The sequence below is a fragment of the Pseudoalteromonas sp. SR45-6 genome, assembly GCF_014163545.1.
In the GTDB taxonomy this organism is placed as follows: Bacteria; Pseudomonadota; Gammaproteobacteria; order Enterobacterales; family Alteromonadaceae; genus Pseudoalteromonas; species Pseudoalteromonas rhizosphaerae.
The window spans coordinates 1-5,339 of the sequence record NZ_JACJDM010000100.1 but is presented as its reverse complement, the minus strand read 5'-3'; the positions used below and the strand labels follow the sequence as shown (position 1 = coordinate 5,339).

4 protein-coding genes are annotated in these 5,339 nt (G+C 35.9%); all 4 read left to right on the top strand.

The annotated features are described in order from the left end of the window. Positions 1-222 precede the first annotated feature (222 nt). The 4 genes from nadC to H5158_RS21970 all read left to right on the top strand — a co-directional run bounded on the left by nadC (position 223) and on the right by H5158_RS21970 (position 5,303). Positions 223-1,068: a carboxylating nicotinate-nucleotide diphosphorylase gene (gene nadC, locus H5158_RS21985; RefSeq protein WP_182740911.1), complete on the top strand. Its 846-nt coding sequence runs from the start codon at positions 223-225 to the stop codon at positions 1,066-1,068. A gap of 536 nt (positions 1,069-1,604) precedes the next feature. Next, a complete protein-coding gene (locus tag H5158_RS21980) occupies positions 1,605-2,033 on the top strand; it encodes a pilin (RefSeq protein ID WP_220491397.1) in 429 nt (142 codons plus the stop codon). A gap of 84 nt (positions 2,034-2,117) precedes the next feature. Further along, positions 2,118-4,070 carry a sulfatase-like hydrolase/transferase gene (locus H5158_RS21975; RefSeq protein ID WP_182740910.1) on the top strand — a complete coding sequence of 651 codons (1,953 nt, stop codon included), beginning with the start codon at positions 2,118-2,120 and terminating at the stop codon, positions 4,068-4,070. 6 nt (positions 4,071-4,076) lie between these two features. Continuing rightward, positions 4,077-5,303: a type II secretion system F family protein gene (locus tag H5158_RS21970; protein WP_182740909.1), complete on the top strand. Its 1,227-nt coding sequence runs from the start codon at positions 4,077-4,079 to the stop codon at positions 5,301-5,303. Positions 5,304-5,339: the final 36 nt, after the last annotated feature.

Here is a 5,339-nt window from a genome sequence, read left to right as displayed (position 1 = left end):
ACATCATCACATTGAGATAATGCTTTTTCAACCGCTTGAACTTTAAATTCTTGTGTAAATCGACGTCTCATTTTTATCTGCCTCTATTAAAAGTTAGAGGCGACAACTATCCTGACACAGGGGGCTCTCTAGAACCTAATCAAACTTATAGCTTCAGCCTTCTCTTTCACTTTCAAACCATGTAAAATTTGTGCAATTTCCTAATTATAATGAGCTTTTATAATGTCTATCCCACACAGCCTTTTAAGCCAATTGGTTAAACTTGCCCTTGATGAAGATTTAAATTACCAAACAGCCGAACAAGGCGACATCACCGCGCAATTAATTCCAGCGGCGCAGCACGCTAATGCCAAAGTGATCACTCGTGAAGATTGCGTGTTTTGCGGTAAAGACATTATCTTAGAAGTATTCAAACAAGTTGATCCGAGTGTAGCAGTTAATGTATTGGTAAATGATGGTGATACAGTTAAAGCTAACGATACCTTATTTACAGCAATAGGTTCTGCCCGCGCTATTTTAACAGCTGAACGTACCGCACTTAATTTTGTTCAAACCTTGTCAGGTACAGCAACCACTACAGCGCATTATGTTAAAGAACTCAGTGGCACCCACACCCAACTACTCGATACCCGTAAAACCATTCCGGGCCTACGTGCATTACAAAAGTACGCGGTCAAATGTGGCGGTGGCGCAAATCATCGCATTGGCTTATTTGATGCGTTTTTAATTAAAGAAAACCACATTGCCGCCTGTGGTGGCATCGATAAAGCCGTAGCGCAAGCAAAACTTAATCATCCAACTAAACCAGTAGAAGTAGAAGTCGAATCACTTATTGAGCTAGATCAAGCCATTACAGCCGGTGCTGATATTATAATGCTGGATAACTTTAGCGTTAAGCAAATTCAACAAGCAGTAGTACTGACCGATAAGCGCGCTAAATTAGAAGTTTCGGGTAATATGACCCTAGAAACACTGCGCACCTACTCACAGGCTGGGATTGATTTTATATCCAGCGGTGCACTTACAAAAAATTTACAGTCAATCGATTTGTCAATGCGCTTTGAGTAATAATCAAACTAAATAACAAATATTATGTTTCCCTAATGCGTTGACAAACTGATTAAAAAAGCATTAAATACGCCGAAAGGCTTACACTGTAACAAATTGTTAATTTTAGTGCTTCATATAATACAAAACAGTGCTAATGTAAGCCTCAAGGGTGAATTAAATAACTTTCAACCAATTCTAAAGAACTACTTACGGGTATTGTTTTACACCGCACGGCTACTTTGATGAAAGCTGTGAGTTAAATAAACAACATTAATACCAAGTAGTGGGTGAAGAAAGTTTTTAAAATTCGATGAAATGCAGTTAAAGCCGCTTTCAATCAGCTGTTTTAGTGCTAAAGTAGATCTAACAGAGTAATTTTAATAGTTGCTAAAACCTATCCAGCATTATTTAGCTAGGCACTGGGTTAGGTATTAGTAATTTAACGATTTTAAAAAAACCGTAAGATAAAGCAGTTACAATAGCTAACGTGATTACACACTTTACTAACATAATTTATTTAGCTTACAAAAAACACTATCCTTTAGGAGAGGAACATGGAAAAAATGACACAACAAAGTCAAAAGGGTTTTACCCTAATTGAATTAATGATTGTAGTAGCAATCATCGGTATTTTGGCAGCAGTCGCGTTACCTGCGTATCAAGATTATACAAAGCGTGCACATGTAAGTGAAGGTATGAGCTTGGCTGCAGGTGCTAAAGCGGCTGTAACTGAGACATTTTCTTCTACAGGTACATTCCCAACATCCAACTCAAAAGCAGGAATTGAAGCTGCCAGCAAAATTGTAGGCAATGCTGTTACCTCTGTTACTGTAGGTTCTGCTGGTAAAATTACAGTAGTTTTTGACAATACAAAAGTTGGCTCAGGTACTTTAACCTTAATCCCAAAAGATGAAAGTGGCTCAATTAAATGGGCTTGTTCTGGTACTTTACCTAGTAAATTACGCCCAGCTAATTGCCGTTAAGCAATCACTCGTCACCAACTATTATAAAAAGCCTTGCATTTGCAAGGCTTTTTATAATGTAAATTATAAGATTAAGCCTCACTTATGAAAAAAAACGTACTATTTAGTATCTGTATCCTGTTTTTATCTATGGGGTATGTTTTTTCAAGTTTATTCCATATGAAAAGTATAGAATCTGAAAGTATGGTTTTTAATACAATTATAAATAAAGTCTTTATTTTTGAAGTTACAGCATCATTTTTTATTGTAATTTTAATTCATATAATTATTGCGTTTTTTGTCACGTTCTTAAATAAAAGCTTACCTATAGGTAATAAAAAATCATTTTTAATAACTTGGTTTTGTATAATTACATTTACAATCTCATTAAGCAGTCTTTATTTCCCACTACTAGAAACATCAATAAATGAGAACGTTGCAATCTACACCCTGTTTATAAGCAGCACATTTATCGTATTAATATTTTTTTACGGTATAAACAAGCTGAATAAAACAAAAAAATTAGCTTGCTTATTTATTACGTTAACAATATCCACAATACCTTTTAAAAAAATATATTTAGATAATTCAAATGTCATTCAGGAAAGTAATAAAATAAATGTCTTTTATATAGGAATTGATTCATTACGCCCTGATTACAACTCACACCATTTAACTCCTTTCTTATATAATTGGACTAAGAACTCAATTGAAATTCCAAATACATCCACACCAATTGCCAGAACATTTCCATCATGGACTGGTATTTTAACTGGTATTCACCCAACGAATACAAATATTAGATTTAACTTAACGGATCTGAATCAACTTAATAACCAAGACTTCATAGGTAATATACTTTTAAAAGAAAATTACAAAACAATCTTTGCCCAAGATGAAAGAAGGTTTAGTAACATAGATAAAGATCAAGGTTTCTCTAAAGTAATAGGTCCGCCAGCAAACGCAGCAGAGTTTATTTTATCAAATTTATCTCAACTTCCACAGGTAGCATTGGCAACACAAATACCTGTAATTAATACTATTTTCCCATTTATAAGATCTAATAGAGCTGCTCACAAAACCTATATCCCATCTAACTTTACAAGTGATATTGATTTGAATTTGGATGGTTATAAGAATAAAGGATTGTTTTTAGCAACTCATTTTACATTACCGCACTACCCTTTTAGCTACAATCGACCTGTTTATTTAAGTAATGAAAAATTTGATCCTGATTTTGCGTATCAATATATGTATAAAGCAATGCTAAACTCCGTTGATAAGCAGCTAGCTGAATTACTTGATATATTACAAAAAAAAGGGTTACTTAGAAACGCTATCGTCATATTGCTATCAGACCATGGTGAAAGTTTTGGTTCGGATAATGATGGACCAAAGCCAAAATATGAGTTTGCATCATTTGAAACTAACTCAGCAGGGCATGGAACTAATGTTTTATCACAATCCCAATTCAATGTTTATTTATCAGCTAGATTGTTTGGTAAAGCAAGCAAGTGTGAAGAGCTTTTCAAACCTAACAAAGGTAGTAAGTATTCTCTATTAGATATAACGCCAACCGTTTTAAAGTGTTTAAATATCAGTAATAATCATCAAGATGGGTACGTTATTAATGAGGTAGACAATGAAAGACCTTTATTTCTAGAAAGCTCCATTAACCCTATAGTTTTGTCTAAAAATCGAATTAATAAAATACAGACACTTGCAAATGGAATTAAATTTTATACCATCAATGATAACGGTAAAGTAATAGTAAAACCTGAAATATATGCTGCGGCTTTGAGCTCTAAGCAGAGGAGTATAATGTACAAAGAATTTTCTTTAGCTATCTACCCCGATATAAAAGATGATCTTATATTTGTTGAGCATAAGTTAAATCAATGGCAGCCAGCTTCTATGTATAAAGACAAAGAGATTATACGAAAAATGTTTCTAAAATTGTGTAAAAAATACGAGGCAGATGTTGACAGAGGCCTTATAGAACAATGTTCTAAGCCTGAACAATTCCTCAAAGAAATATATAAGAAGTGGGAGCACTAACGTAGCATGGCTAAAAAAAACGAACAAAATAAAAGCGATACATTTAGCTGGATAGGCGTTAGCGCTCGAGGTAAACGTCTTGAAGGTGAAATGACAGGCATTAGCATTGCTTTAGTCAAAGCCCAATTACGTAAACAAGGCATCACGCCATCAAAAGTTAAACGTAAAGCAAAGCCTTTGTTCGGCGTGCGTATGCAGGCTATTACGCCAAAAGATATTGCTTTAGTTACGCGGCAAATTGCCACTATGTTAATGGCAGGTGTGCCCCTTATTCAATCAATCGAAATGATAGGCACCGGATCAACAAACAAAAGCGTTGCAAAGCTAATGGAAACTATTGGCGATGAAGTAAAAGCCGGCGGTGCTTTATCTGATGCACTGCGTAAACACCCTCGCTATTTTGATGATTTGTATTGTGATTTAGTCGCCTCCGGTGAGCAATCTGGTGCACTGGATAAAATATTCGACCGCGTTGCCCTCTATAAAGAAAAATCAGAAGCACTGAAATCAAAAATTAAAAAAGCTATGTTCTACCCAATTGCTGTTTTGGTAGTAGCTTTAATTGTAACCTCTATCCTGCTTATTTTTGTAGTACCCCAATTTCAAGATATTTTTGCCGGCTTTGGTGCAGAACTCCCTGCGTTTACTTTAATGGTGATAGGTATTTCTGAGTTTATGCAAGAATATTGGTGGATGATGCTCATTGCAGTCGTAGGCTTTGGCTGGGCTTATAAGGAAGCGCTACTAAAAAGTAAAAAACTCAGGGACGCCACCGATCGCGCAATTTTGAAGCTCCCAGTAATTGGTATGATTTTAAATAAAGCTGCGGTGGCGCGTTATGCCCGTACACTTTCGACCACCTTCGCGGCAGGTGTACCACTGGTTGATGCGCTGGACTCTGCTGCAGGCGCTTCAGGTAACGCAGTTTATCGTTATGCTATTTTAGATATCAAAGCTGAAGTAAGCTCGGGTAATCAAATGAACTGGGCGATGCGCAACTCAAAAATATTCCCCGATATGGTTATACAAATGGTCGCTATAGGTGAAGAGTCAGGCTCTTTAGATGGCATGCTAGCAAAAGTCGCCACTATTTATGAGCAAGAAGTGGATGATGCGGTAGATGGTTTATCAAGCCTATTAGAGCCGCTTATTATGGCGGTACTAGGCGTACTGATTGGCGGTTTAATTATTGCCATGTACTTACCTATTTTCCAACTTGGTGCAGTTGTATAAAAGCTGTAAGTTGTAAGTTGTAAGTTGTAAGTTGTA